Raw genomic sequence first — 22,756 nt, 5'->3', positions numbered from 1 at the left:
CAGCGCGGCCCGGGCGGGCCGACCGGCGGGTCCGCGCGGACGCCGGGTTCCCGTCACCCCTCCAGCGCCACCCGCCGGGCCAGGCCCAGCGGCAGGCCGCCCGAGCCCGCCAGGGTGTCGTGGAAGGCGCGCAGGTCACCGCGGCCGGCCGCCATGTAGTCGGCCCGGATCCGGTCGATCTCCAGGGCTCCGGTCAGGTAGGACGGCGCCTGGGTGGGCCAGGCGCAGTAGCGGTTGACCTCGCCCTTGGCGGTTCCCGGCGTGAGCGAGGACTTGGTGGTCATGAAGTGCTCGGCCTCCTCGACGCTCATGTCACCGCAGTGCAGCGAGGTGTCCACGATGATGCGGGCCGCCCGGAAGATGCGGAACTCCAGGTGCGCGAGCTCCTGCGCGGGGGTGGCGAAGTAGCCCTCCTCCCGCATGACCTTCTCCACGTACAGGGCCCAGCCCTCGGTGAAGTACGGCGTGCGGAAGAGCTTGCGCGCCCGGCGCGGGCTGTCGGCCACCCACGACAGGTGCCAGTGGTGCCCCGGGTAGGCCTCGTGCACCGCGATCGAGGGCATCTGGGCGCGGGAGTTGGTGCGCAGCCGCTGACGGACCTGCTCCTCGGTGAAGGAGTCGGGGGTGAACGGCACGAAGAAGTGCCCGACGCGGGAGGTCGACAGCGGCGGCGGCGACAGGTAGGAGGCGACGGACAGGATCGGCCGCTGGAACTCCGGTGACGGCACCACCCGGCACTCCTCGCCCTCGGCGAAGGTCACCAGGCCGCGTTCGCGGACGAACGCCCTGGCCCGCTCGGTCTCCGCCTCGTACTCGGCGCGCATGTCCTCCAGCGTCGGCGCGTGGTCGTCCTGGAGCGCCGCGAGGGCCGCGTGCCAGTCGTCCGAGCCGCCGGGCAGCCGCCGGGCGACCTCGCGCATCTCGGCGTCGAGCTCGTCGTAGGCCGCCTGGCCGTACTCGCGCAGCTCGTTCGCCCCGTAGCCGAGCACCTCCCGCTCGCGCAGCAGGGTGGAGTAGAGCTCCTCTCCCATCCGCCAGGTGCCGACGGCCTGGAAGCCGGCGAGGAACTCCACCAACTCGTCGAAGGCCGCCGCCGCGGGCTCGGCCGCCTCCGCCAGCCGGGTGCGCAGCCGTTCGTCGGCGACCAGGCCGGGGACGGTCTCGGTGAGGAAGCGCCGGCCGGTCCGTGCCTGCCCGAGCGCCCGCTCGACCAGCAGCGCGGCCGCCAGCTCCGGGTCCAGATTGGCCCGGCAGGCGGCCAGCACGCCCGGCACCTCCGCCAGCCGCGCGACGGCGGCGTCGACCAGGTCGGCCTCGTCCGCCAGCCGGTTCAGGAAGGGGCCGAAGAAGGAGGAGAAGACCGGTCCCACGTAGACGGACGGATCACGCCGCCAGGAGGGCCAGGACTCGTAGGCGAGCGAGCCCCGCAGGGTGGACACGATCAGTTCGCGGTCGACCTCGTTCTCGAACCCGTCCACCTCGGCCGCTTCGAGCCTCTCCAGCCAGCGCCGCGACTCGCTTTCGCGGGCGAGGATGCCCGCCTCGGTGAAGTCGCCGAGAGTGCGGTCGTAGCCCTGCGCGCCCGCGAGAGAGGCGTAGATGGGGTTGGCGCCCAGGTACCAGTCGGTGAAGTCGGCGACCAGGTCAGGAGAGAGGTCCGTCATGCCGGATCACCCTACTTCCCCGCCCCGGCATCCGGAACTCCCGGGAAAGAGCCGGTGACGTGCGGGGAAAGCGGCGGCGGCACCCGGAGATCCCCGAGGTCCGGGGAATCGCCGGATCCGTGCGGAATCGTTCGGAGCCGTTCAGAGTCGCACCGCCTCCGGCGGCCGGTCAGAGGCCCGGTCCGTCCGGGGCGAGGTCACCCTCCTCGATGTCGATGCGGGTGAAGCGCGCCTCGAAACCCTTGCCGTCGGGGGCGGCGGCCATCGCGCCGGCGAACGCGGGCACCCCCGGCGGGAAGTAGGCCAGGCGGAGCATCGTCACGGGCTCCGCGCCGTCGAGGCCGTACCGGACGACCACGGCGTCACCGGAGCGGGTGAGCTCGATCGTGACCAGTTCCGCCGGGACCGGCAGGGCGGTCACCGACCAGTCGGAGGCTCCCCGGGTGACCACCACGCTGAGCTGGAGCCCTCCGTCGACGAACTCGGTCCCGGCCTTGATCCAGTTCTCCTCGTCGGCACGGAGGACCGCGCCCGCCTGGTCGTACTGCGCGCTGTAGTCGCCGCCGAAGGTCACCGTCAGCCGGACGTCGCCCGCCACCTCCCGGCCGAACATGGGGGCGCGGTCCCGGACGTAGCCGTAGTGGGTGGTCCGCCACAGGTCGGTGGCCGCCTCGCAGACGAATCGCAGTTCGCCGTCCGCCGCCGACCACGTGGCGGGCTCGTCGATCCAGTGGTTCTCCTCGAATGCCATACGGTGATCATTCCAGGAGAGCGCTCTCTGTACCAGGTTTCCGAGCATCCCCGTGGGAGCGTTTCCCTATGAGCCGGGGACCGGGTCAGCCGACAGGTGCCGCCCGTCCCATAAACTTCTTGTCGTGGCTGACCCGAAGTTCGAGATCCAGATGCTCCACGACCGCGTCATGGTCAAGGTCGAGCAGGACACCGAGGAGCGGCGCAGCACCGCGGGCATCGTGATCCCGGCGACCGTGAAGATGGCCAACCGGCTCGTCTGGGGCGAGGTCTGCGGCGCCGGCGCCAACGCCCGCGCCGTGAAGGTCGGGGACAAGGTCCTGTTCAACCCCGAGGACCAGTACGAGGTCGAGGTCCACGGCCAGACCTACCTCGTCATGCGCGAGCGCGACCTGCACGCCATCGCCACCCCGCAGACCGACAACGGCACCGGCCTCTACCTGTGACGCACCCGGGCCTGCGGGTCGCAGGCCACGGTCACCCCGGTCGGAAATCGGCATCCGGCGGCCCCGCCGCGCGAGACCGCTTCCCTCGCGCCCGTCACTTCTTGGAGATCATGACCTCATGGCCGTCCGGGTCGGTGGCCTTGACATAGGTGCCCCAGGGCTCCTCCACCGGGTCGGTCACCTGGACGCCGGCCTCGCGCAACCGGCGCACCGTCTCATCGATGTCATCGCAGGCGAAGGTGAGATAGGCGCCCTCACCCGGCTTCTTACCGAACGCCTCCGCGCTGTGCAGAGTGATCGAGGTCTGCCCGTTCGGCGGCTTGACCTCCACCCAGCGCGCGCCCGGTCCCATCTCGGCGTCGACGGTCTTGGTGAAGCCGAGCTTGTCGACGTAGAAATCCACCGACCGCCGCTGATCGGCCACGTACATGACGGCGACGCCGATGTGAGTGATCATGGGCATCCTTTTTCGGTCGGCTGGATCGCATCGATCGTCAGCGATGACGTGCAGTACCCGGGCGGAAGGACGGGCTGCTACAGGCGCAGGAGTTTCTGGGCCTCGACGAGGAGGTCGACGTCGAAGCTGAGCTTGATGCCGAAGTAGACGATGGCGGTGGCGGTCACGGCGGCGACGAGGATGACACCGGCCTTGACGAACCAGTTCTGCCGGCCGAGCCAGACCATCCAGGCCGAGAGGGTCCGTTTGCCGAACTCCAGCAGCCGGTGGGCCCAGTGGAACTCCAGGGCCAGCACCGCCAGCCCGGCGAAGACGACCGCCCAGCCGGGGCCGGGGAAGGGGACCATGATGAGCCCGGCGACGACCAGCACGCCGCCGATGGCGCCGATCACGATCTTCAGGGTGAGCCGGCCGGTGCGGGTGGACCTGATGGCGTCCAGCCGTCCGTGCAGGCCGGAGCGGATGGGAGAGCGCTCGGCCGCCCGCTCCTTCATCTCCTCGGCGTCGCCGAGCGGGGAGGCCGGCTCGGCGCCGTCCTCGGTCTGCTGGGTCCTGTCTGAGATCGCCACGCGCTCCCCCGCTGGTCGGTTTCGTTCCAGGATAGGTCGGCACGGGCGGATGCTGCTCCTCCTCGGGACGGATCCGGCCTCGCACCACGGGAGGGGCGAGGCCGGAGACGAGGCCGGAGACGAGGCCGGAGACCGTACGGACGGACAGACCGTGGGCGGCGGGCGGGCCGTCAGCTCGCGGTGCAGGTGACGGTGGCGGGGACGCCGTTGGCGCCCGTCAGGGTCCCGGTGAAGCCGAAGGAGGTGGACGCGCCCGCCTTCAGCGCGCCGTTCCAGGCGGCGTTCTTGACCGTGACGTCCGCGCCGGTCTGGGTGTGCGTGCCGCTCCAGAGCTGGGTGATCTTCTGGCCGTCGGGGAACGACCAGGCGACGTTCCATCCGGAGATGCCCGCGGTGCCGGTGTTCTTCACCGTCACCTCGCTCTGGAAGCCGCCGGGCCAGGACCCGGTGACCTTGTAGGTCGCGCTGCAGCCTCCCTCTCCCCCGCCGGGGCCGGAGGCGGTGGTGAAGGTGACCGGGTCGGAGGCGGCCGAGGTGTTCCCGGCGGCGTCGCGGGCCACGACGTAGTAGGTGTAGGAGGTGTCGGCCGACAGCCCGGTCAGGGTGAACGACGCGGTGGCGGAGGATCCCGCCTTCACGTCGGTCGCCCCGGCCTCGCGGTAGACGTCGTAGCCCTCCACGCCCTCGTTGTCCGTCGAAGCCGTCCAGGTCAGCGCGGCGCCGGTCGAGGTGATCGCCGAGGCGGCGGGCTTGCCGGGCTTGGACGGCGGGACGGTGTCGTCCGGGGGCGGCGGGGTGTCGCCGCCGGTGTCGGCGTAGACGATGCCCCGGCCGTTGGTGCCGAGGTAGACGCGGCCGTAGACGCGGGGGTCGCCGGTCAGGGCCTCGCCCATGTTGCCGTACTGGTGCTGGTCGTCGTTGACCCGGACCCAGGTCGCGCCGGTGTCGTCGGAGCGGAAGACGCCGGTTACGCCGCCGATCGTGGCGACCGCGTACAGCGCGTGGTAGCTCTTGCCCGGGGCGGCCTTGCCGAAGCCGATGTTCACCCCGCGGGTGATCCCGGAGAGCTTGGTGAAGGACGCGCCGCCGTCGGTGGAGCGCCAGATGCCGGACGCGCCCCTGTCGGGGTCGCCGCCCGCGAGCCAGATGTGGCCCTCGTGTCCGGGCACGGCCTTGAACTTGACGTTGCCCTCGGCGGGCAGGCCGGTGGCGGCGGTGGCGGTGAAGGTCGCGCCGCCGTCGGTGCTGGCGTAGAACTTCCCGGCGCTGAAGCCGTAGAACTTCCTGGCGTTCACCCGGTCGGACTCCACCACGGCGCCGGTCGGGATGCCGGTGGAGGCGGTCCAGCTGTTGCCGAAGCCGGCCGAGTGGTGCACGGCCACGCCCTTGGGCGCCCAGACGAACCGGGAGCCGTCGGCCGCCGCCGCGACGGTGCCGCCCTCGTTGATCCCGCCGGGCTCGGTGCCCTGGAACCAGTTCGCGCCGCCGTCGGTGGAGAAGGCGACGTGGCTGTCGTTCGGCCGGTCGGCGTCGGTGAAGTTGCCCGCTCGGACGATCACCGAGGGGTTGGTCTCGGCGTAGTCGATGCTGGTGCCCGAGGTGAAGGCCGGGGTGGTGAAGATCGACGACGGGACCTTGGTGAGGTCGGTGTGGCGGAAGCCGCCGAGGTCACCGAGGGCGCTGAGCAGCGGCGCGCCGGTGGGCGGGCTGATCAGGTCGAGGACCGCGGTCTCCTCCAGGCCCTGCACCATCGGCTTGATGGTGAACGTCCCGCCGGTGTCCCACTTCTTCAGGTCCTCGGTGCCGTAGATCGTCGCGCCGGTGCCGTACATCATCCGGTTGGAGTTGAACGGGTCGATCTCCAGCGACTCGTTCATCCAGCCGAGTTTGGGCGTCTCCTCGGGCGGCTGCGGGTTCGTCCCGAAGGTCAGCCACGGGGCGGAGGAGATGTCCATCGTGTAGCGCTTGGTCCGGTTGGGGTAGGAGCTCCAGTCCCAGATCCGCGTCCAGGTCGCGCCGCCGTCGGTGGAGCGGAAGAAGACGGCATCCGGCCACCAGGAGATCTGGGTGGCGACCATGATCGTGTTCGGGTTCTGCCGGTCGATCGTCAGGCCGCTGTAGCCGAAGTAGTCGTCGGCCGAGCTCGACGGGACCGGGCTGATCTGCGTCCACGCCCCGGTGGCGGTGTTCAGCTTCCACACGTCGCCCTTGCCGCCGTCGTACGGGCCGCCGGTGTCGCTGGTGGCGATGTAGAGGGTGCCGCTCTTGTGGTCCAGCACCCCCTTGTGCGCGATGTACCCGGTCGGCTGCCCGGGGACCCGGGACCAGGTGGCGCCGCCGTCGGAGGAGCTGTAGACCGTGTTCTCCTTGTCGGCCACGCCGACGTAGATCTTCTGGGTGGTCTTCCCCGCCGTCGCCGAGGTCGGGTCGAAGGTCACCCAGACCACGCCCGGCCGGTGGTTCAGGTAGCCGTTGGGGTCGTCCGGGTCCTGGGCGTAGTTCCCCGGGTTGGGGAAGCTCGCCACCTTGGCCCAGGTGACGCCCTTGTCGGTGCTGCGCCACAGGCCGTTGCCGTCGGGCGCGCCCAGGTAGACGACGTTGTTGTTGTTGGGGTCGACGACCAGCCGCTCGCCCATCCCCCGGCCCGGCATGTTGCCGCCGAGCTTGAAGGGCAGCTCGGTGGCCTGCCAGGTCTTCCCCTTGTCGGCCGAGCGCAGGATGGCGCCCTTGTTGGGGTCCCAGTCGTTGGTGTACATCCCGGCTGCGACGTAGACCCGGTTCGTCTCCACCGGGTCGGTGGCCAGGCTGACCACGCCGTTGTAGCCCCACTTGTCCCAGCCCACCCAGTCGAGCAGCGGAATCCACGTCTTGGTGGGCTCGTCCCACCGGTAGGCGCCGCCGATGTCGGTGCGGGCGTAGATGAGGTTCTTCTCGGTCTGGTTGAAGACGATCCCCGGCACGAACCCGCCGCCGTCGATCCTCACGTTCTTCCACTCGTTCGTCTCGGCGGCGGCCGCGGTCGTGGCGGTGACCGCCGCCGCGGCCTGACCTGTGACGGCCGTTCCGACCGTCGCGCACGTCACCGCCGCGGCGGCGAGCGCGCTGACCAGTCTCCTTCGCATGTACGGCTTTCCCTCCGCAAGGCAATGGACAAACCGCCATGCACGACCAGGGAGCGGGAACCTGACCTCCGACCGCCCGTGATACACGTGCATGAGCGCCCAGAGGGTCACACGCGCCTTCAGACGGCGTCAATAGTTTGAACACTAAACGAACAAAGGCCGAGCATGAGGAGGCGGGCGCATGTAACTTTCATCGCGGCCCCGGACGAGCACTCGGCGGACGTTCGACGGACGGCCGCCGAGGAGGCAGCGGGCGGCCGGTCGGCACGGGGCGGGCTCGGGATCCTCCGGGGGCGCGGATGACAATAACTTGAAACTTCAAGTGACGAGCCGAAGGTAAAACCCTGGAGAGTTTGGAGATATTTACCCTAAATATGGGTTAATGTCCGTTCATGCCCGACGCTCCACTTGTGCAAACCCTCACCGGCCCCGTCGCGTCCGACGCGATCGAGGGAGCCGTGCTCCCCGGCGAACACCTCCGCAACGACCTGCGCTGGGCGGTCGGCATCGACTCCGACCCGCACCGCTGGCTCGTCGAGGAGCAGGCCGTCACCGCGGAGCTGCGCGGGCTGCGCCAGTCCGACGCCCTCAGCCTGATCGTCGAGCTCAGCTCCATCGGCACGGGCCGCGACACCCCCGCGCTGGCCAGGATCACCGCGGGGAGCCGGGTGTCCGTGGTCGCCGGGACCGGTTTCTTCGCCGCCCCGTTCGCTCCCGCCTGGGCGCTCGACGCCGATGTGGACACACTCACCCGGCACCTCCTCACCGAGATCGAGGAGGGCATGGACGGCACCGGCGCCCGACCCGGCGTGATCGGCGAGATCGGCGCCTGGAGCGGGGAGCCGACGAAGACCGAGGAGCGCTGCACGGCCGCCGCCGCCCGCGCCTCCCTCTCCTCCGGACTGCCCGTCGCCGTCCACCACCGGGGCGGTCTGGCCCTGCTGGAGATCCTGCTGGGCGAAGGACTGCCCGCCCACCGGATCAGCGTCTCCGACGCCGGGACCGACTCCGCCTTCCCCCGCAAGGTCGCCGAGGCGGGCGGTTACATCTGCCTCACCTCTCTCAGCGGCGACCGGCTCAGGGATACGCTGGATCTCATCGAGGCCGGCCACGCCCACCGGCTCCTGCTCAGCAGCGGCGTCTCCCGGGTCGCCGAGATCGAGCGGTACGGCGGGCCCGGTTACAACCACCTGTTCCGCACTCTCCTGCCCCGGCTCCGCGAGGCCGGGGTCGCCGAGGAGACCATCCGCCTCATCACCCACGACAACCCGCTCCGCTGGCTGGCCCGCACGGACTGACGTCCTCCCGACGTGGCCACCGGGAACTGCAGGCCGTCCTCCGCGGGACGCGGGACGGGCTGAGGAAGGCACATGGTGAGCCATGGCGATCAAGGTCGCGAACGCGCCCGTCAACTTCGGGATCTACCGGGCGGACGGCGCCGCGCTGGAACCCGACGCGCTGCTGTACGCCTTGGCCGACGCCGGGTACGACGGCGTCGACTCCGGCCCGATCGGCTACCTCGGCACCGGGGAGAGGCTCGCGGAGCGGCTGGCCAGAACGGGGATGGCCCTGGCCGGCGGCTGGATCGACCTGCGCTATGACGATGCCGACGGGTTCGCTGCCGGGCTGGGCGGGCTGGACACGGCGCTGAGGGTGTTCGCGGGCGTCCCGGTGGACGATCCGCGGTTCACGCCCCGGCCCACCCTGGCCTGCCCCGACCACCCCGCCCGCTTCGCCGGCGGGGTCGCCCCGGGGCTGCCGGGCGAGGAGTGGGCCGCCTTCGCGGGCCGGGTCCAGCAGGCCGCCGACCGCTGCCGGGACCACGGCCTCGAACCCGTCTTCCACCACCACCTCAGCACGCTCGTGGAGACCCCGGAGGAGATCGAGCGGCTGCTCGGTCTCACCGACGTCTCGCTCTGCCTGGACACCGGCCACCTCTGGCTGGCCGGGGGCGATCCGGTGGCGGCGGTGCGTCAGTGGGGGGACCGGATCCGGCAGGTCCACCTCAAGGACGCCAGCCGGGAGATCCACGACCGGGTCCGGGGGGCGGGCGGCGACCTGGGGGCGGTCGTCGAGGGCGGCGCGTTCACCCCCCTCGGCTCCGGAGAGGTCGACTTGCCCGCCATCCTGCGGGAGCTCGACGGCTACGAGGGCTGGCTGGTGGTGGAGCAGGATGCCCCGGCCCACGGACAGGATCTGGAACGCATCCTCGACGACCAGCGCGCCAACCGCGCCTGGCTCCGCGCGCACGGGATCTGACCGCCGCGGGGCGCGGCCCCGCCCGGCGCGCGCAGGACGCGACCGGTGCACACACGATCTGACCACCGTGGAGCACGGCCCCGCCCGGCGCGCCCGGGGTTTCTCACGCGCCGACGGCCTCCGGCCCTTCTTCGCCGGGCCCCGCGGGCTCCGCGGGCTCCGCGGGGTTCCCGCACGGGGAGCAGTCCCCGGCCGCGCGCGGGACGACCATCAGCCGCGAACCCGGTCCCTGGGCCGCCAGGACGTCCTCGGGGTTGGCCAGCGCGCACCGGTCCAGCGAGAGGCAGCCGCACCCGATGCAGTCGGTGAGGCCGTCCCGCAGCCGCTGGAGCTGCCGGATCCGGTCGTCCAGCTCCGAGCGCCACATCTCCGAGAGCCGGGCCCAGTCCTCCCGGTTCGGGGTACGCTCGTCCGGCAGCGCGGAGAGCGCGCGCTGGATCGTCTTCAGCGGGATGCCGACCCGCTGGGAGACCCGGATGAAGGCGATCCTGCGCAGCGTGTCGCGGGTGTAGCGGCGCTGGTTTCCCGCCGTACGGCGGCTGCGGATCAGGCCCTTGGCCTCGTAGAAGTGCAGGGCCGAGACGGCGACCCCGCTGCGGGCCGCGACCTGCCCGACGGTGAGCTCAGAGTTCTGGGACACGTTCCACCATAGTTGACCTCAACTTGGCTTGAGGTTGCATCGTGGGCCCATGACGACCACACGGCAGTCCGCCCAGGCTTTCACTGAGGCGGAGCTCGGCTATCTCGCGAGTCAGCGGCTCGGCCGCCTGGCCACGGTGGGCCCCGACGGCACCCTCCAGAACAGCCCCACCGGCTTCCGCTACAACCCCGGGACCGGCACGATCGACATCTACGGCCGGGCCATGGGCACGACGAAGAAGTTCCGCAACGTCCGGGCGACCGGACGGGTGGCGTTCGTCGTGGACGACGTGGCCTCGACCGATCCATGGCGGGTGCGGGGCGTGGAGATCAGGGGCACGGCCGAGGCCGTCGAGGACCACGAGCCGCCCTCGCCGTACCTCAGCAGGGAGGTGATCCGCATCCACCCGGAGCGGATCATCTCGTGGGGCGTCGATCCGGCGCAGCGGGGCATGCGGGGACGCGACGTCTGATCCGGGGATTCCCGGATCCTCCCTCATGCCCTCCGGACGGCCCGGGTGAGAATTGTGCGCATGACGAGAGCACTGGTGCTGGGCGGCGGAGGCGTGGCGGGGATCGCGTGGGAGGCGGGGGTCGTCACCGGCCTGCGCCGCGCGGGCCTGGATCTGGGGATGGCCGACCTGATCGTCGGCACCTCCGCGGGATCGGTGGTGGGGGCCCTCGTCGCCGGCGGGGCCGACCTGGAGAGCGCGGTCGCGGCGCAGGCCGAGTCGGAGACCGAGGCCACCGTCCCCGCCGTCGACATGGAGGCGGTCATGGCCGCCTTCGGGATCCTGTACGACCCCTCCCTGGAGCCGCGGGAGGCCCGGCGGCGGGTGGGCGCGATGGCGCTGGCCGTACCGGACACCGGTGCCGAGATCGAGACGATCGGGCAGCGGCTGCCGGTCAAGGAGTGGCCGGAGAGACGGTTGCTGATCACCGCTGTCGACGCGGAGACCGGTGAGTTCGTCGTCTGGGACCGCGAGGCCGCGGCGCCCCTCGCCTCGGCGGTCGCCTCCAGCTGCGCCGTGCCGTGTGTCTTCCCCCCGGTGGAGATCGGCGGTCGTCACTACATGGACGGGGGCGTGCGCTCGGCGACGAACGCCGATCTGGCGGCGGGCTCGTCCGCCGTGGTCCTCCTGGAGCCGATGGCCCACCTCGCGCCGAGGGCTCGGGTCAGGGCGGAGGTCGCCGAACTCGGTGACGCCGCGGTCGCCCACATCGTCCCCGACGAGGCGTCCATCGCCGTCTTCGGCGCCAACATCCTCGATCCCGCGCTCTGGCGCCCGGCCTTCGACGCCGGCCTCGCCCAGGCCCAGGCCCCGGCCGTCGCCGGGACCGTGGCCGAAGCCTGGTCGTGACCGCTCCGCTGTGGATCGTCAGCGGGCCGCCGGGCGCGGGCAAGTCGACCGTGGCGGCGGCGCTGCTGGCCCGGCTCGATCCGGTTCCCGCGCTGCTGGACAAGGACACCGTCTACGGCGGTTTCGTCGCGGCGACCCTGCGGGCGTACGGCCGCGACCCCGGCGAGCGCGAGGGACCGTGGTACGACCGGCACGTCAAGTGCCACGAGTACGGCGGCCTGACCGCGCTGGCCCGGCAGATCCGCTCCCACGGCTGCCCGGTGCTGCTCGACGGCCCCTTCACCGCCCAGGTCCACGACGCGGCGCTCTGGGAGCGCTGGGTCGCGGACCTGGGCGGGCCGCCGGTCACCCTGGTGTGGGTGCGCTCGGACGGGCCCACTCTCCGCGCCCGCCTGCGGGAGCGGGGACTGGCCCGCGACACCGGGAAGCTCGCCCGGTTCGAGGAGTACCTGCGGGCCGTCCGGGTGGACGAGCCCCCGGTGGTCGCACACGTCGAGATCGACAACCGTCCCGGCGCCCCGTCCCCCGGCGAGCAGGTGGAGCGGGTCATCGGAGCCGGGCGCGCGGACCGCGGCCCGCACCGGCCGGGCGGTCAGCGGTAGTCCACCTCCCAGTCGTGGGGACCGAGCGCGTAGACGCCGCCGCGGGCCTTGAGCCAGCCGTTCTCGGTCAGGAAGGCGAGGCTGCGCCGTACGGTCTCCTCCGGCAGGCCCGTCATGTGGACCACGTCGGCCGTGTGGGCGGCGTGGCCGTCCGTGGCGAGCGCGGCGACCGCCTCGTAGACGGTGTTGTCGTCAATGGACAGGGCTTGGACGTCGTGTTGGCTGTGCATGGCCGTACCTCCTCGGATCGGGCCCGGTGACCTTGCGCCTGTCACCGGTCAACGCTGCCGGGCGCCCTCGCGCAACCGCTCGGGATCGACCTGGCGCTCGGGGTGGCGGCGCAGGTACTCCTCCTCCAGCTCCTCGGTCCGCGTCGTGTGCCGGGAGAGCGCGTCGGCGGAGCCGTGCAGGAAGGCGTCGGTCCGGGTGGCGTGCAGGTGCCGCAGTTCGCGGAGGAGGTCCTCCTCCGTCAGGTCCTTCGGATCGATTCCCATCGTCGTCATGGGTTCCGCCTACCCCGTCCCGCGACGCGCTCACCTTCCGGGGTGGAGTCCGTTCTTAGCAACGTTCCACGAAATTGAGTCAAGTTTCATGACTCGTTTAGATTGCGGGCATACCGTCAGGGGCTTACCTTCCCGGTATGGATCTCGAGCTCCGACACCTCAGGATCGTGCGCGCGGTCGCCGAGGCCGGGAGCGTCACCAAGGCGGCCACCCATCTCGGGCTGGCCCAGCCTGCGCTGACCGCGCAGCTCAAGCGGATCGAGCGGGTGCTCGGGGGGACTCTTTTCGACCGCGACCACAACGGCGCGAGGCTCACCCCTCTCGGGGAACTGGTGCTGTCCAGGGCACGGGTGCTGCTGCCCGCCGCCCAGGAGCTCCAGGAGGAGGCGGTACGGCTCGCCAACACCGGCGGGGAGATCCCCCGCTACCGGCTGGGCGCCACCAACAGCCCGATCCTGGGAGGGCTGGTGGACCGGCTCGCGACGGCCTGGCCGTCGACGCCGGTGACCACCTCCACCTCCTGGTCGGCCAAGGAAATCGCCACGATGGTCGTCATGGGCCGGATCGACTTCGCGCTCATCGGAGCCTGCGGGGAGAGCCCTCCGCCGGTGGAGGGACCGGTGGCGTGGCTGACCGTGGGCATGGACCCGGTCTTCGTCCTGCTCAACGAGGACCATCCGCTGACCGGCAGGCCGGAGGTGGCGCTGGGCGAACTGGCCGGGGAGCGGTGGGCGGTGGCGCCGGGCGACGGCTGCTTCGGCGACTGCTTCGCCGCGGCCTGCGCCCGGGAGGGCTTCACGCCCCGGACCATCTACGAGACCGACGTGGCCACGTGCATGCACCTGGCCAAAGTCGGCCGGGCGGCGGTGCTCTGCCAGGCCACCTTCCAGCCCGCCGTGGGCCTGCGGCTCGTCCCGCTCGCGGGCGCCCCGCTGCGCTGGCGGCAGCTGCTCGGCTGGCATCCCGAGGCGGCCACCGCGCGGGTCATCCCGGCGATCGCCGAACACGCCAAGGCCGCGCACGCCGACGCCGTACGGCGGAGCGCCCGCTATGCCGCCTGGATCGCGGACAACCCACAGTTCGGCACCGTTCCATAACGACCCGCTATAGACCCGACATAACTTCGCATTATCCATAAAAGGGCTACAAGGAGTGCCGTTGAGCCATAAAGGGGTTATAACTCAAACTTAGGGATAAATTGGGAGACCCGCTCCTCGTGTCGGCGTCGCTACGGTGACCGCGCACCCCCTGAACACGAGGAGAGATCACATGCTCCGTAACAACGCCGTGACGGCGGGCCTCGCGCTCGCCCTCACGCTGGTGGCCACCCCCGCCATCGCCCACGCCGTATCCGGCGGCGGGTCCGCCCCCGAGTCCCTGTACGCCCAGGCGCGGGCCGAGGCGGCGGCCGCCGTCCAGCCCGAGCCGGGGATGGTCGACGCCCTCAGCCGCGACCTCGGCATCACCGGCGCGCAGGCCAGGACCCGCCTGGTCAACGAGGCCGCCGCGGCCAAGGTCGAGCCCGTCCTGCGCCGGCAGCTCGGCGGCGGTTTCGCCGGGCTCTGGCTGGCCGGTCCCACCGCCGACCTGGTGGTCGCCACGAACGACTCCACCCGGGTCGCCGGCATCCTCAGGGCCGGCGCGCAGGCCAAGCTGGTCAAGCACTCGCTGGCCGCGCTGGAGTCGGCCAAGAGCGAGCTCGACCGGCGCGCGGAGGAGGTCTCCCAGGCGGCCTCGCTCTGGTACGTGGACGTGCAGAGCAACAGCGTCGTCGTGCTGGCCCGCGACACCGCCGCGGCCCGGGACGCCGTGGGCGGCAGCGGCCTGGCCGCCTCGCTCGTGCGCGTGCAGCAGTCGGACGAGCAGCCCCGGGCGCTCTACGACGTGCGCGGCGGCGACGCCTACTACATGGGCTCCGGCGGGCGCTGCTCGGTCGGCTTCTCGGTGACGAAGGCCGGCAGCCAGGGCGGGTTCGTCACCGCCGGGCACTGCGGCCGGGTCGGCACCACGACCAGCGGGTACAACCGGGTCGCCCAGGGAACGTTCCGCGGATCGTCCTTCCCCGGCAACGACTACGCCTGGGTCGAGGTCAACAGCCAGTGGACGCCGACGGGCGTGGTGAACGGTTACAGCGCCGGCATCCTGCCGGTCCGCGGCTCCACCCAGCGCGCCGTCGGCGCCTCCATCTGCCGCTCCGGCTCCACCACCCAGTACCGCTGCGGCACGATCAGCCAGCACAACACCAGCGTCACCTACCCCGAGGGCACCATCACCGGCGTGACCCGCACCACCGTCTGCGCCGAGCCCGGCGACTCCGGCGGCTCCTACATCTCCGGTGACCAGGCCCAGGGCGTCACCTCCGGCGGCTCGGGCAACTGCTCCTCCGGCGGGACCACCTACCACCAGCCGGTCAACGAGATCCTCTCGGCGTACGGCCTGACGCTGGCGACGGCCGGGACCGGTCCCGGCGAGCCCACCCCGACGCCGACCGTGACCCAGCCGGGCGGCACCTGGGCCCCGAACACCGCCTACGCGCCGGGCGCCCAGGTGACCTACGGCGGCGCGACCTACCGGTGCCTGCAGGCGCACACCTCGCAGCCGGGCTGGGAGCCGCCGAACGTCCCCGCCCTGTGGCAGCGCGTCTGATCCCCTGACCCTCCGGAACGGGATCCCCCGGTCCCGTTCCGGAACGGCATCCGCCCCGTCCCGCGCTCCGGGCCGGGGGTCGCCGCCCCCCGGTCCGGGCCCGCGAGAAGACACACCGGAAGGGACCATAACGCGGCGATAGGAGCGAAGTGGTAGACCCGCTTTCCCTGTTGGCACGGCTACGTTGACGGCGCACCCCCCAACATGAGGAGAGATCACATGCTCCGCAGAAGTGCCGTGACGGCGGGCTTCGCGCTCGCCCTCACGCTGGTGGCCACCCCCGCCATCGCCCATGCAGGACCCGACGGCTCATCCGCCCCCGAGTCCCTGTACGCCCAGGCCAAGGCACAGGCCGCGGCCACCGTCCAGACCGACCCCGCAATGGTCGACGCCCTCAGCCGCGACCTCGGCATCACCGGCGCGCAGGCCAAGACCCGCCTGATCAACGAGGCCGCCGCGGCCAAGGTCGAGTCGGTGTTCACCCGGCAGCTCGCCGACGACTTCGCCGGGCTCTGGCTGGCCGGCCCCACCGCCGACCTGGTGGTCGCCACCAGCGACTCCACCCGGGTCGCCGACATCCTCAAGGCCGGCGCTCAGGCCAAGCTGGTCAAGCACTCGCTGGCCGCGCTCGACGCCGCCAAGGCCAGGCTCGACGAGCTCGCCGACAGCGCGCCGAAGTCGATCCCGTCCTGGTACGTGGACGTACAGAACAACAGCGTCGTCGTGCTGGCCCGCGACACCGCCGAGGCCCAGTCGTTCGTGAACGGCAGCGGCCTGGACGCCTCGCTCGTCCGGATCGAGGCCTCCACCGAGGAACCCAAGCCGCTCTACGACGTGCGCGGCGGCGACGCCTACTACATGGGCTCCGGCGGGCGCTGCTCGGTCGGCTTCTCGGTCACCAGGGCCGGCAGCCAGGGCGGGTTCGTCACCGCCGGGCACTGCGGCCGGGTCGGCACCACGACCAGCGGGTACAACCGGGTCGCCCAGGGCACCTTCCGCGGCTCGTCCTTCCCCGGCAACGACTACGCCTGGGTCGAGGTCAACAGCCAGTGGACCCCCACCGGCGTCGTCAACGCCTACAACTCCGGCATCCTGCCGGTCCGCGGCTCCACCCAGCGCGCCGTCGGCTCGTCCATCTGCCGCTCCGGCTCCACGACGGGCTACCACTGCGGCACGATCAGCCAGCACAACACCAGCGTCACCTACCCCGAGGGCACCATCACCGGCGTGACCCGCACCACCGTCTGCGCCGAGCCCGGCGACTCCGGCGGCTCCTACATCTCCGGTGACCAGGCCCAGGGCGTCACCTCCGGCGGCTCGGGCAACTGCACCTCCGGCGGGACCACCTACCACCAGCCGGTCAACGAGATCCTCTCGGCGTACGGGCTCACCCTGGCGGGCGGCAGCACCCCGCCGACCGGGTGCAGCGGCTACCAGAACACCTACAACGGCTCGCTGACCTCCAACCAGAACGCCTACCAGCCCAGCAGCAGCGGCTACACGGCAGCCGCCGGCACCCACCGGATCTGCCTGGACGGCCCCAACGGCACCGACTTCGACGCCTACCTGCAGAGGCTGAGCGGCTCCACCTGGACCACCGTGGCCCAGGGCACCAGTCCCAATCCCGACGAGGCCTTCACCTACAACGGCACCGCGGGCACCTACCGGGTCCGGGTCCACGCCTACAGTGGCTCCGGCTCCTACACCCTCGGCCTGACCAGACCGTAACCCACCCCCTCTGATCGCGGCGCCGCCGTCCCCCCACCCGGGACGGCGGCGCCGCCGTCTCAGGAAGCAGTGGGTAGCCGGTGCACGGAGCCGGCCAGGCCGGTTCCACCGCAGCCGGAGTACGTCCCTCAGCGTGCCGCCAGCAGCAGGCCGGCGCTTCGCCGGGCACGCCGCGCCGCCTGCCGGTCCCGGTCCAGGTGCGCGGCCACCACCGCGCCGTCGAGGAGCTGGAGCAGCGCAGCGGCCAGCGGCTCCTCCCGGTCCACCGCGCCGACGTGCGGGAACAGGTCCGTCAGCCAGCGCCGATGGTAGGCGATGACGTTCTGGATTCCCTCATGGTGCGGGTATTCGGCGGCCGCGTTGACGAACGGGCACCCCCGGTAGCCGGGCGCGGACAACTGTTCGTCGAAGACATCGAAGACCGCCAGCACCCGTCCCCGGGGGTCGTCGGCGCGCCGGTCCACCTCGGCGTGCACGTGAGCGCGCCACCGGTCGGTGCGCCGCCGCAGATAGGCCTCGACCAGCTCTTCCTTGGTACGGAAGTGCACATACATCGTCGATTTGGAGACCTTGCTCTCGGCGATCACCCGGTCGATGCCCACCGCGCGGATGCCTTCGGCGTAGAAGAGCGCATCGGCCGTGTCCAGCAGTCGTTCCCGGACCGGCGGGGCTCCTGTCTTCCTCATGCTCCCAGTATCGAACGAACAGTTCTGTTTGACGAATCGGTGCACACGATCTACGGTCCGAGTGATCGAACGAACAGTTCTGTTCGATTTGGAGAGAGGTGACCTGTGATGGCCCGCGTGAACCTGATCGACCCAGCCACCGCGACCGGAGCGCCCGCCGAGTCGCTCCAGGCGACCAAGCAGACGATGGGGGTGATCCCCAACATGGCCAAGGCCCTGGCCAACAGTCCCGCGTCACTGCGAGGGTTCCTCGGGTTGTTCGGCGCGTTGAAGGAGGGCGTGCTGCGCGCCGCAGACCAGGAGCGGATCGCGCTGGCGGTGGCCGAACTGAACGGCTGCGCCTACTGCCTGTCGGCGCACACCATGGTCTCGCGCAACGTGGCCGGACTTCCGGCGGAGGAGATCGACGCCGCCCGGCGCGGAGAAAGCGACGACCCGAAGTCCGCGGCGATCCTGCACCTGGCCGTGACCATCGCCAAGGACCGGGGACACCTCAGCCAGGACGACTTCGAAAGGGCCCGGCAAGCGGGCCTGACCGATGAGGAGATCGTCGAGACCGTGGCGAACGTCGCCCGCAACGTCTTCACCAACTACGTCAACGAGACCCTCGCCGTCGACGTGGAATGGCCGCTCGTCCTGCCCCACCCCCGCACCACCGCCGCGTCCTGACCCGCCGCGCCCCGGGGCGGCGGGCACCGCCTACCGCTCCAGGACGCGCGACGTGCACGTGCGGCTCGATCTCCTCCCCGGCCGGTCGGGCGGCCATGAGCCGGATCATGGCCGCCTCGACCATCGCTCCGGCGTGCGCGGTCCCGCACTCATGGACGCGGCGAATCCAGCACCGCCGCCGACGGCCGCGGGCCGGGGCGTCCGCCCCGGCGCGCCTCCCACCACAGCGCCGCCCCGGTGATCAGCGCGCCCGCGCCCTCCCACAGGCCCACGCCGAGGAACTTCCCGGGCGCCGCCCCGGTGACCACCAGCATGGTGAAGACGGTGAAGGTGAGCAGGCGGAACGGGACCGTCCACAGGAAGAACGGCCGGAAGTCCACGGCGGCGGCGAGCATGTAGTAGATCCCCATGTTCACCGCGGCCATGGACGAGGCGGCCATGTAGACGAGGGTGTAGTCACCCGGCGCGCGGTTCTGGACGACCTCGAACCCGAGCATCCCGAGCACGGTGTCCGGGGAGATCAGCCCCAGGCCGCCGAGCAGGAAGGCGAGCAGGCCGAAGACGGCGATGGTCCATCCGGACGCGGTACGCGGTAACCGCACGGGGGTCTCCTTCGAGAGCGGGGTCTGACCTGCAGATCGCGGGAGGTGTAACCTCAGGCGATCCCTGATCGCGCATTTCATCATGAAATTTCTCCGCAAGGCGACGCATGGACAACTCTGGCCGGCCGATCCGCTTCAAGGTCACCGCTCTGCTGCTGGTGCCGATCGTCTCCCTCGTCCTGCTCTGGGGCTTCGCCGCGAGCCTGACGCTGGGTGACGGGCTGCGGCTCCTGGAGATCAACACCCTGGTCAACGGCGTGGCGACCCCCTCGGAGAAGGCGGTCATCGAGCTGCAGTACGAGCGGCTGCAGTCGGCGCGCCACCTGAAGACCCGATCGGGCCGGGAGCTCCTCGTCCAGCAGCGGCTCAAGTCCGACCGGGCGCTGGCCGCCTTCCGCAGGCTCGTTCTCGCCGAGGACACCCAGGAGACGGTCGGCGAGGACCTGCGGATGCGGCTCACCACGGTCTTCGCCGAGGTCGACCGGCTCCCCGCCGCCCGCGCCCTGGTCGACTCGGGGTCCGCGGACGCGATCCGGGTGATCGACTCCTACAACCGGATCATCGACTCGGTGTTCCGCATGTACGACCAGATGATCCTGGTCCCGGACATCTCCATCTACCAGCAGGCCCGATCGGTCACCGCGCTCGGCGAGGCCAAGGAGATCCTGTCCAGGCAGCGGGCGCTGCTGACGGCCGTCGGCCCGGGCGGGAGGCTGAACGACGCCGAGCACGCCGCGTTCGCCCAGCTGGTCTCGACCCGCCGCCTGGTGCAGCGGCAGGCCATGGCCCGGCTCGACGCGGAGCTGCGCGGGCCGTACGGGAAGCTGGACGCCTCCGCGGTCAACCGCGCCTTCGTCACGCTGGAGAGCCGCGTCGCGGCCTCCCGTCAGCTGCCCGCCGACCTGTCGCCCGTCGACCGGCTCTGGAACGAGGTCGAGCACGAGCAGGCCCAGCTGGTCGATCTGCTCGTCGGCCGGGTCATCCCGGCCGCGACCGCCATCCTGGTCCAGATCGCGGTCGCGGGCGGCCTCGGCCTGGTCGTGCTGGTGCTGTCGGTGCTGCTCTCGTTGCGGTTCGCCGGGCGGCTCGCCGCCGAGCTGGGCGCGCTGCGGGACGTGGCCAGGGAGCTGGCGGAGGTACGGCTCCCGCAGCTGGTGGACCGGCTCCGGCGGGGCCGGCCGGCACCGGAGGAACCGCTGCCCCGGGTCGAGGGAACCCCCGAGATCCGCGACATCGGGCAGGCGCTCGACTCGGTCCGGCACACCGCCTACGAGGCGGTCGCGGACCAGGCCCGGCTGCGCCGGGGCGTCAGCCAGGTCCTCGTCAGCCTGGCCCGGCGCAACCAGTCGCTGCTCCACCGTCAGCTCACCCAGCTTGAGGCGATGCAGCGCAAGGAGGAGCAGCCGGAGACGCTCGCCGACCTCTACAGCCTGGACCACCTCACCACCAGGATGCGCCGCCACGCGGAGAACCTGATCATCCTGTCCGGCGCGGCGCCCGGCCGGGGCTGGCGCAATCCCGTCCCCGTGATCGACGTGCTGCGCGCGGCGGTGGCGGAGATCGAGGACTACGCGCGGGTCCAGGTCCTGCCGGCCCCGTCCGTCTCGCTGGCCGGGTCCGCCGTGACCGACCTCATCCACCTGATCGCCGAGCTGGTGGAGAACGCGACGGTGTTCTCCCCGCCGCAGACGCGGGTGATCATCCGTACCGAGCTCGCCGCGGCCGGGCTGGCGGTCGAGGTCGAGGACCGCGGCATGGGCGTCCCGGAGCCGGAGCTGGCCGAGCTCAACCGCCGCCTGGCCGAGAGTCCCGAGTTCGATCTCGCCGACAGCGACCGGCTCGGCCTGTTCGTGGTCGCGACACTCGCCTCCCGCCTGGGCGTCCGGGTCACCCTGCGCCCCTCCCCCTACGGCGGGACCAGCGCGATCGTGCTGATCCCGGCGGCGGTAACGGCCGAGGAGGCGCCCGCGCTCCCGTAGGCGGCCCGGCCGTCACCGGCACCCCCGCACGCTGCGGGCGGAAGGAGAGGACGATCCGTCGGCGACCGCCCTATTTGCCCTGTGTTTCGAGATGCTAAAACTGACTTATGACGTCGGTTAAGCAAAAGAAGCACGCGACCCGTCATAATGGATCGCAGAGCGCGGTCAAGTGGCTTTGACGTGGGAAAACGAGGGGTGTTGACTGTGCGCATGCTGAGCGAAGCGAGTGGGTCCATCGCCGGCGCGGGGGCGCTTCTGACGATCCTGCGCGACGGTCAGGCCCGCACCCGGGCGGAGCTGGTGCAGCTGACCGGGCTGGCCCGATCCACCCTGGCGCAGCGTCTCGACGCGCTCATCAGCCAGCAGTGGATCGTCCCCACCGAGGAGGCGATCTCCTCGGGCGGCCGCCCCGCCGTCGCCTTCACCTTCAACCGCTCGGCCCGTGTCGTCCTCGCCGCCGACCTGGGCGCCACCCACGCCCGGGTGGCGGTCACCGACCTGAGCACCGAGGTCCTGGCCGAGCGCGCGGCCGAGCTGCCCATCGACCGCGGCCCCGAGCCGACGCTCACCTGGCTGCAGCGCACCTTCCAGGAGATGCTCTCCGAGACCGGCCACTCGCTCGGCGAGGTCTGCGGCGTCGGCGTCGGGCTGCCCGGCCCGGTCGAGCACAGCTCCGGACGGCCGGTCAACCCCCCGATAATGCCGGGCTGGGACGGCTTCCCCGTCCCCGAGTGGCTCGGCGAGCACCTGGGCGTGCCCGTCCTCGTCGACAACGACGTGAACATCATGGCCCTGGGCGAGCACTGGGCCGCGCGCCCGGAGGCCGACCACCTCATCTTCGTCAAGATCGGGACCGGCATCGGCTGCGGCATCATCAGCGACCGCCGCCTGCACCGGGGCGCCCAGGGCGCGGCCGGGGACATCGGGCACATCCGGGTCGCCTCCGGTCTCGACACCGTCTGCCGCTGCGGCAACGTCGGCTGCCTGGAGGCCGTCGCGGGCGGCGCCGCCATGGCCGCCCGCCTGCGCGCCGACGGAGTGGAGGCGGCCGACAGCCGTGACGTGATCCGCCTGGCCCGCAGCGGCAACACCCGGGCCGTCCAGCTCATCCGCCAGGCCGGGCGCGAGCTCGGCGACGTCCTGGCCTCGATCGTGAATTTCTTCAACCCCTCGACGATCGTGATCGGCGGTGACATCGCGGAGGGCGGGGAGCAGGTTCTCGCCGGGCTCCGGGAGGTCATCTACAGCCGGTCGCTTCCCCTGGCCACCCAACACCTGAGCATCACCGCCAGCGAACTGGGCGATCGCGCGGGCGTGATCGGCGCCGCCGTCATGGTCATCGATCACGTCCTGTCCCCCGACACCGTCGATCAGGCCGTCACCCGGGCATAGGCCGCCCCCCTTGGGCCACACCTCCCGGAGCCCCGCCGCACCGCGACAGGAAGGACTCCCTTCATGGACCACCCGTCCTTCCGCGCCGAGGGGATCAGCACGCCCCGGCTGACGCTCGAACCCCTCCGGGTCGAGCACGCCGAAGAGATGGCCGCGGCTCTGGCCGACCCGGCCCTGCACACCTTCATCGGCGGTTCCCCCGCCACCGCCGCGCAGCTCCGTGACCGCTACACCCGCGTGCTCGCCGGGCCTCCGTCCGGCAGCGCGGAGGCCTGGCTCAACTGGGTCATCCGCCTGGAGGACGCCCTGGTCGGCTACGTCCAGGCGACCGTCACCCCGGAGCGGGCGACGGTCGCCTGGGTGGTCGGCACACCCTGGCAGGGCGGAGGCGTCGCGACCGAGGCCGCGCGCGCCGTGGTCGCCTGGCTCGGAGAGCGGGGCGCAACCCCGGTCGCCGCCACGATCCACCCCGGCCACACCGCCTCCGCCGCCGTGGCCCGGCGCCTCGGACTCGCACCGACCGCCGAACGGGTGGACGGCGAGGTGCTCTGGCTCCTTCCGGAGGACCGCTGCGTTCCGGGGACCACTCCGACGACCCCGTCTGACGACTCCTAAACAACCCCACCAATAAAAAGACGTTTATATCTAGATTTACTCTATGTGGCAATATGGGCGTTTTTCA

General features: G+C 71.6%; 23 protein-coding genes. 13 read left to right on the top strand and 10 right to left on the bottom strand.

The features are described from left to right. Positions 1–53: 53 nt before the first annotated feature. Together IEZ08_RS11480 and IEZ08_RS11475 are read right to left on the bottom strand one after the other, a co-directional pair. Positions 54–1,664, bottom strand: a complete 1,611-nt coding sequence (locus IEZ08_RS11480; RefSeq protein ID WP_068922422.1) for a DUF885 domain-containing protein — start codon at positions 1,662–1,664, stop codon at positions 54–56. 169 nt (positions 1,665–1,833) lie between these two features. After that, positions 1,834–2,415, bottom strand: a complete 582-nt coding sequence (locus tag IEZ08_RS11475; RefSeq protein WP_189242117.1) for a DUF1349 domain-containing protein — start codon at positions 2,413–2,415, stop codon at positions 1,834–1,836. Positions 2,416–2,539: 124 nt separating this feature from the next. Between IEZ08_RS11475 and IEZ08_RS11470 the strand changes: the two genes are divergently transcribed. Beyond that, positions 2,540–2,860 carry a GroES family chaperonin gene (locus tag IEZ08_RS11470; protein ID WP_068922420.1) on the top strand — a complete coding sequence of 107 codons (321 nt, stop codon included), beginning with the start codon at positions 2,540–2,542 and terminating at the stop codon, positions 2,858–2,860. Positions 2,861–2,954: 94 nt separating this feature from the next. Here the strand turns inward: IEZ08_RS11470 and IEZ08_RS11465 are convergent, their stop codons facing one another. From IEZ08_RS11465 to IEZ08_RS11455, 3 genes are all read right to left on the bottom strand, one after another. Beyond that, positions 2,955–3,317, bottom strand: coding sequence for a VOC family protein (locus tag IEZ08_RS11465; protein WP_068922419.1), 363 nt, complete (start codon positions 3,315–3,317; stop codon positions 2,955–2,957). 77 nt (positions 3,318–3,394) lie between these two features. Next, the gene (locus IEZ08_RS11460) at positions 3,395–3,886 is read right to left on the bottom strand and encodes a TIGR02611 family protein (protein ID WP_229803049.1); all 492 of its coding nucleotides are present in this window, start codon (positions 3,884–3,886) and stop codon (positions 3,395–3,397) included. A gap of 170 nt (positions 3,887–4,056) precedes the next feature. Then, positions 4,057–7,008: a cellulose binding domain-containing protein gene (locus tag IEZ08_RS11455; RefSeq protein WP_189242116.1), complete on the bottom strand. Its 2,952-nt coding sequence runs from the start codon at positions 7,006–7,008 to the stop codon at positions 4,057–4,059. Between the two features lie 410 nt (positions 7,009–7,418). On the opposite strand from IEZ08_RS11455, the gene IEZ08_RS11450 reads away from it, so the two are divergent. Next, entirely contained in the window at positions 7,419–8,306 is an 888-nt protein-coding gene (locus IEZ08_RS11450) for a phosphotriesterase family protein (RefSeq protein ID WP_308426622.1), read from the top strand. A gap of 82 nt (positions 8,307–8,388) precedes the next feature. Beyond that, entirely contained in the window at positions 8,389–9,267 is an 879-nt protein-coding gene (locus tag IEZ08_RS11445) for a TIM barrel protein (protein ID WP_189242115.1), read from the top strand. Between the two features lie 103 nt (positions 9,268–9,370). Here IEZ08_RS11445 and soxR read toward each other — a convergent pair whose 3' ends face one another. Next, on the bottom strand, positions 9,371–9,907 hold the full coding sequence (gene soxR, locus IEZ08_RS11440) for a redox-sensitive transcriptional activator SoxR (protein WP_189242114.1): 537 nt from the start codon (positions 9,905–9,907) through the stop codon (positions 9,371–9,373). A 49-nt stretch (positions 9,908–9,956) separates the two neighbouring features. Here soxR and IEZ08_RS11435 point away from each other — a divergent pair, with 49 nt between their 5' ends. From IEZ08_RS11435 to IEZ08_RS11425, 3 genes are read left to right on the top strand one after another with little or no spacing between them, the layout of a single operon-like run. After that, positions 9,957–10,379: a PPOX class F420-dependent oxidoreductase gene (locus IEZ08_RS11435; RefSeq protein ID WP_068922415.1), complete on the top strand. Its 423-nt coding sequence runs from the start codon at positions 9,957–9,959 to the stop codon at positions 10,377–10,379. A 60-nt stretch (positions 10,380–10,439) separates the two neighbouring features. Beyond that, complete coding sequence (locus IEZ08_RS11430) at positions 10,440–11,267, top strand: patatin-like phospholipase family protein (protein ID WP_068922414.1); 828 nt, start codon at positions 10,440–10,442, stop codon at positions 11,265–11,267. Then, a complete protein-coding gene (locus IEZ08_RS11425; RefSeq protein ID WP_068922413.1) occupies positions 11,264–11,869 on the top strand; it encodes a P-loop nucleotide/nucleoside kinase family protein in 606 nt (201 codons plus the stop codon). The genes IEZ08_RS11430 and IEZ08_RS11425 overlap by 4 nt, the downstream gene beginning before the upstream one ends. On the opposite strand, the gene IEZ08_RS11420 is transcribed toward IEZ08_RS11425, so the two are convergent. Together IEZ08_RS11420 and IEZ08_RS11415 are read right to left on the bottom strand one after the other, a co-directional pair. Further along, positions 11,860–12,099, bottom strand: a complete 240-nt coding sequence (locus tag IEZ08_RS11420; RefSeq protein ID WP_068922412.1) for a helix-turn-helix domain-containing protein — start codon at positions 12,097–12,099, stop codon at positions 11,860–11,862. The genes IEZ08_RS11425 and IEZ08_RS11420 overlap by 10 nt on opposite strands. A gap of 48 nt (positions 12,100–12,147) precedes the next feature. Continuing rightward, positions 12,148–12,372 (bottom strand): DUF6158 family protein, encoded by a 225-nt coding sequence (locus IEZ08_RS11415; protein WP_068922411.1) that lies wholly within the window; start codon positions 12,370–12,372, stop codon positions 12,148–12,150. Positions 12,373–12,509: 137 nt separating this feature from the next. Between IEZ08_RS11415 and IEZ08_RS11410 the strand changes: the two genes are divergently transcribed. The 3 genes from IEZ08_RS11410 (at position 12,510) to IEZ08_RS40225 (ending at position 16,746) form a co-directional block, all read left to right on the top strand. Continuing rightward, the gene (locus IEZ08_RS11410) at positions 12,510–13,469 is read left to right on the top strand and encodes a LysR family transcriptional regulator (protein WP_068922410.1); all 960 of its coding nucleotides are present in this window, start codon (positions 12,510–12,512) and stop codon (positions 13,467–13,469) included. Between the two features lie 172 nt (positions 13,470–13,641). Continuing rightward, a complete protein-coding gene (locus tag IEZ08_RS11405; protein WP_068922409.1) occupies positions 13,642–15,018 on the top strand; it encodes a carbohydrate-binding protein in 1,377 nt (458 codons plus the stop codon). Between the two features lie 219 nt (positions 15,019–15,237). After that, positions 15,238–16,746 (top strand): S1 family peptidase, encoded by a 1,509-nt coding sequence (locus IEZ08_RS40225; RefSeq protein WP_189242113.1) that lies wholly within the window; start codon positions 15,238–15,240, stop codon positions 16,744–16,746. 128 nt (positions 16,747–16,874) lie between these two features. Here IEZ08_RS40225 and IEZ08_RS11395 read toward each other — a convergent pair whose 3' ends face one another. Beyond that, entirely contained in the window at positions 16,875–17,432 is a 558-nt protein-coding gene (locus tag IEZ08_RS11395; protein WP_068922407.1) for a TetR/AcrR family transcriptional regulator, read from the bottom strand. A 108-nt stretch (positions 17,433–17,540) separates the two neighbouring features. Here IEZ08_RS11395 and IEZ08_RS11390 point away from each other — a divergent pair, with 108 nt between their 5' ends. Next, the gene (locus tag IEZ08_RS11390) at positions 17,541–18,101 is read left to right on the top strand and encodes a carboxymuconolactone decarboxylase family protein (protein ID WP_068922406.1); all 561 of its coding nucleotides are present in this window, start codon (positions 17,541–17,543) and stop codon (positions 18,099–18,101) included. 149 nt (positions 18,102–18,250) lie between these two features. On the opposite strand, the gene IEZ08_RS11385 is transcribed toward IEZ08_RS11390, so the two are convergent. Beyond that, positions 18,251–18,703 carry a hypothetical protein gene (locus tag IEZ08_RS11385; protein WP_068922405.1) on the bottom strand — a complete coding sequence of 151 codons (453 nt, stop codon included), beginning with the start codon at positions 18,701–18,703 and terminating at the stop codon, positions 18,251–18,253. A 107-nt stretch (positions 18,704–18,810) separates the two neighbouring features. Between IEZ08_RS11385 and IEZ08_RS39470 the strand changes: the two genes are divergently transcribed. The 3 genes from IEZ08_RS39470 (at position 18,811) to IEZ08_RS11370 (ending at position 22,689) form a co-directional block, all read left to right on the top strand. Beyond that, the gene (locus IEZ08_RS39470) at positions 18,811–20,682 is read left to right on the top strand and encodes a sensor histidine kinase (protein ID WP_203863329.1); all 1,872 of its coding nucleotides are present in this window, start codon (positions 18,811–18,813) and stop codon (positions 20,680–20,682) included. A 210-nt stretch (positions 20,683–20,892) separates the two neighbouring features. Beyond that, on the top strand, positions 20,893–22,074 hold the full coding sequence (locus IEZ08_RS11375) for an ROK family protein (protein WP_189242112.1): 1,182 nt from the start codon (positions 20,893–20,895) through the stop codon (positions 22,072–22,074). 63 nt (positions 22,075–22,137) lie between these two features. Next, positions 22,138–22,689, top strand: a complete 552-nt coding sequence (locus tag IEZ08_RS11370) for a GNAT family N-acetyltransferase (protein ID WP_189242111.1) — start codon at positions 22,138–22,140, stop codon at positions 22,687–22,689. The last annotated feature ends 67 nt before the right edge of the window (positions 22,690–22,756 follow it).

This window comes from Planobispora rosea (assembly GCF_014648175.1).
Classification (GTDB): Bacteria; Actinomycetota; Actinomycetes; order Streptosporangiales; family Streptosporangiaceae; genus Planobispora; species Planobispora rosea.
This window is presented reverse-complemented; position numbering and strand designations above follow the sequence as displayed.

Excerpts from the sequence above, each read along its gene's own strand:
- IEZ08_RS11480 (WP_068922422.1), bottom strand. The coding sequence starts at position 1,664 with ATGACGGACCTCTCTCCTGACCTGGTCGCCGACTTCACCGACTGGTAC.
- IEZ08_RS11475 (WP_189242117.1), bottom strand. The coding sequence starts at position 2,415 with ATGGCATTCGAGGAGAACCACTGGATCGACGAGCCCGCCACGTGGTCG.
- IEZ08_RS11465 (WP_068922419.1), bottom strand. The coding sequence starts at position 3,317 with ATGATCACTCACATCGGCGTCGCCGTCATGTACGTGGCCGATCAGCGG.
- IEZ08_RS11455 (WP_189242116.1), bottom strand. The coding sequence starts at position 7,008 with ATGCGAAGGAGACTGGTCAGCGCGCTCGCCGCCGCGGCGGTGACGTGC.
- IEZ08_RS11445 (WP_189242115.1), top strand. The coding sequence starts at position 8,389 with ATGGCGATCAAGGTCGCGAACGCGCCCGTCAACTTCGGGATCTACCGG.
- IEZ08_RS11435 (WP_068922415.1), top strand. The coding sequence starts at position 9,957 with ATGACGACCACACGGCAGTCCGCCCAGGCTTTCACTGAGGCGGAGCTC.
- IEZ08_RS11430 (WP_068922414.1), top strand. The coding sequence starts at position 10,440 with ATGACGAGAGCACTGGTGCTGGGCGGCGGAGGCGTGGCGGGGATCGCG.
- IEZ08_RS11420 (WP_068922412.1), bottom strand. The coding sequence starts at position 12,099 with ATGCACAGCCAACACGACGTCCAAGCCCTGTCCATTGACGACAACACC.
- IEZ08_RS11415 (WP_068922411.1), bottom strand. The coding sequence starts at position 12,372 with ATGACGACGATGGGAATCGATCCGAAGGACCTGACGGAGGAGGACCTC.
- IEZ08_RS11410 (WP_068922410.1), top strand. The coding sequence starts at position 12,510 with ATGGATCTCGAGCTCCGACACCTCAGGATCGTGCGCGCGGTCGCCGAG.
- IEZ08_RS11405 (WP_068922409.1), top strand. The coding sequence starts at position 13,642 with ATGCTCCGTAACAACGCCGTGACGGCGGGCCTCGCGCTCGCCCTCACG.
- IEZ08_RS40225 (WP_189242113.1), top strand. The coding sequence starts at position 15,238 with ATGCTCCGCAGAAGTGCCGTGACGGCGGGCTTCGCGCTCGCCCTCACG.
- IEZ08_RS11395 (WP_068922407.1), bottom strand. The coding sequence starts at position 17,432 with ATGAGGAAGACAGGAGCCCCGCCGGTCCGGGAACGACTGCTGGACACG.
- IEZ08_RS11390 (WP_068922406.1), top strand. The coding sequence starts at position 17,541 with ATGGCCCGCGTGAACCTGATCGACCCAGCCACCGCGACCGGAGCGCCC.
- IEZ08_RS39470 (WP_203863329.1), top strand. The coding sequence starts at position 18,811 with ATGGACAACTCTGGCCGGCCGATCCGCTTCAAGGTCACCGCTCTGCTG.
- IEZ08_RS11375 (WP_189242112.1), top strand. The coding sequence starts at position 20,893 with ATGCTGAGCGAAGCGAGTGGGTCCATCGCCGGCGCGGGGGCGCTTCTG.
- IEZ08_RS11370 (WP_189242111.1), top strand. The coding sequence starts at position 22,138 with ATGGACCACCCGTCCTTCCGCGCCGAGGGGATCAGCACGCCCCGGCTG.